4 protein-coding genes and 1 pseudogene are annotated in these 2,041 nt (G+C 70.4%); all 5 read right to left on the bottom strand.

What is annotated here, in order from left to right; translation table 11 throughout:
- Positions 1 to 398, bottom strand: a 398-nt coding sequence (locus tag VNT50_RS05780) for a magnesium chelatase domain-containing protein (RefSeq protein WP_325484149.1), incomplete at its 3' end; no start/stop codon positions are given.
- Positions 395 to 757 carry a YraN family protein gene (locus VNT50_RS05775; RefSeq protein WP_325484148.1) on the bottom strand — a complete coding sequence of 121 codons (363 nt, stop codon included), beginning with the start codon at positions 755 to 757 and terminating at the stop codon, positions 395 to 397. The genes VNT50_RS05775 and VNT50_RS05780, both read right to left, overlap by 4 nt.
- Before the next feature lie 121 nt (positions 758 to 878).
- On the bottom strand, positions 879 to 1,202 hold the full coding sequence (locus VNT50_RS05770; protein ID WP_325484147.1) for a DUF2469 family protein: 324 nt from the start codon (positions 1,200 to 1,202) through the stop codon (positions 879 to 881).
- A 45-nt stretch (positions 1,203 to 1,247) separates the two neighbouring features.
- Positions 1,248 to 1,904 carry a ribonuclease HII gene (gene rnhB / locus VNT50_RS05765; RefSeq protein WP_325484146.1) on the bottom strand — a complete coding sequence of 219 codons (657 nt, stop codon included), beginning with the start codon at positions 1,902 to 1,904 and terminating at the stop codon, positions 1,248 to 1,250.
- A pseudogene (locus VNT50_RS05760) lies at positions 1,901 to 2,041 on the bottom strand (signal peptidase I); the annotation flags it as partial. The gene rnhB and the pseudogene VNT50_RS05760, both read right to left, overlap by 4 nt.

Here is a 2,041-nt window from a genome sequence, read left to right as displayed (position 1 = left end):
CCCGCGCGCGCCGCGGCGTGTACGGCTGGCAGCACGCCGGGCACGGGACGCAGCCGGCCATCGAGCCCCAGCTCGCCGATGTGCACCGTCGCCTCGACGGACGCGGCATCCATCGCTCCCTCTGTGGCGAGCGAAGCGATCGCAATGGCGACATCGAACCCGGAGCCCTGCTTCGGCAGGCTCGCGGGCGACAGGTTGACGGTCAGCCGGCGGCGCGGCAGCGGCAGCTCGCTGTTCGCGCACGCGTTGTGTACGCGCCGGACGGCCTCGCCGAGCGCCTTGTCGGGAAGCCCGATGAGGTGGAACTCCGGGGTCTGCTTCGACAGGTCGGCCTCGACCTCGACGAGCGCGCCCTCGAGGCCGGTGAGGGCGACGGCCCACGTGCGGGCGACCGTCATCGCAGATCCTCGAGGTGCTCGAGCGCCGCGACGGCGGGATCCGGCCCGGTGATGGCTATCGCGTCGAGCCGCATCCCCCGCCCCCGCGCCGTCTCGGGGTGCGCGCTCGCCCACGCCATCGCGAGCCTCCACAGCCGGGCGCGTTTGCGGGAATCGATCGCCTCCAGCGGATGGCCGAACCCCTCGCCGCGGCGCGTCTTCACCTCGACCACGACGACCTCGGCGCCGCGGACCGCGACGATGTCGAGTTCGCCGATGGCGCATCGCCAGTTTCGGTCCACGACCTCGTAGCGCTCGCCTGCCAGGTAGCGCGCGGCCCGCTCCTCACCCGCGCGTCCGAGGTCGTCCTTGTCTGCCATGCACGCCAGACTGACGGTGCGCCGGACACCGTTCGCGTCCTAGCGGATCATCCGTCGAAAGCGCGCGGGACCGGAGACCTGTGCAGGAAGCGCCGACTACCGAAGTCCGCGAAGACCCGCGCTACTCGTCGAGCGAGAGCTCCTGCGGGAGCTCGAAGTCGCGTCGCTGCAGCTCTTCGACGTTGACGTCTTTGAACGTGAGCACGCGCACGGACTTCACGAACCGGTCGGCCCGATAGATGTCCCACACCCACACGTCGTTCATCGTGAGCTCGAAGTAGAAGTCGTGCTCGGTGTCGCGTCGGACGACGTTGACCTCGTTCGCGAGGTAGAACCGTCGCTCGGTCTCGATCACGTACTGGAACTGGGACACCACGTCGCGATACTCGCGATACAGGGCCAGCTCGAGTTCGCGATCGTAATCTTCGAAGACCTCGTCATCCATGGTTCCTCCATCCTAGAGCCGCGCACGATGGCGCACGCCCGGCTCTCAGAACAGCGTCTCGGGGATGAGTGCCCAAGAGGCGCGATGGTGCGGGCTGATGCCGTGGGTGCGGATCGCGTCGCGGTGATCGGGGCTCGCATAGCCCTTGTTGCTCGCCCAGTTGTAGGCCGGCAGGTCATCGTGCAAGCCCACCATGAGGCTGTCGCGGGCGACCTTGGCGATGACGGATGCGGCGGCGGCGGTTGCGCAGTCGCGATCGGCCTTGATCACCGGGCGGATGGTGAGTCCGCGGGCGCCGGCGGCGGTGATGTAGTCGTAGTTGCCGTCGAGGATGACGATCGCCTCGGCGGTCTGGAAGCCGTGCGCGCTCAGATCGGCGAGGGCCCGGATGGCGGCGAGGCCGAGGGCGCGCATGATGCCGATGTCATCGACCTCCGCGGCACTCGCCCAGCCCACGGCGCTGCCCTGGACCCACGCGCTCGCGCGGGCCGCGACATCCGCCCGCCGCAGCTCGGGGACGAGCTTGGAGTCGCGCAGCCCGTCGGGGATGCGACGGCGGGCGCCGCGCTCGTCCATCACCGCGGCACCCACCGCGACGGGTCCGGCCAGCGCCCCGCGCCCCACCTCGTCGCACGCGATCACGATCGGCCGCTCTCGCAGCAGACGTCGCTCGAGGGTGAGACGCGGCGCGACGACGGTCATGGCGCCGGTGTCGGCGCCGGCACGCCCCTGAAGTCGGAGTGGTGGGTGTCGATGCCGCCGAATCGGGCCAGCGGCCAGGTGACGAGGAAGGCGCGACCCACCACGTTCTCGAGGGGGACGAAGCCCTTGCCCGGCTC

It is taken from the genome of Microbacterium sp. (assembly GCF_035554235.1).
Lineage (GTDB): Bacteria > Actinomycetota > Actinomycetes > Actinomycetales > Microbacteriaceae > Microbacterium.
The sequence above is the reverse complement of the archived record's forward strand: the minus strand, read 5'-3'. Positions and strand labels throughout refer to the sequence as shown.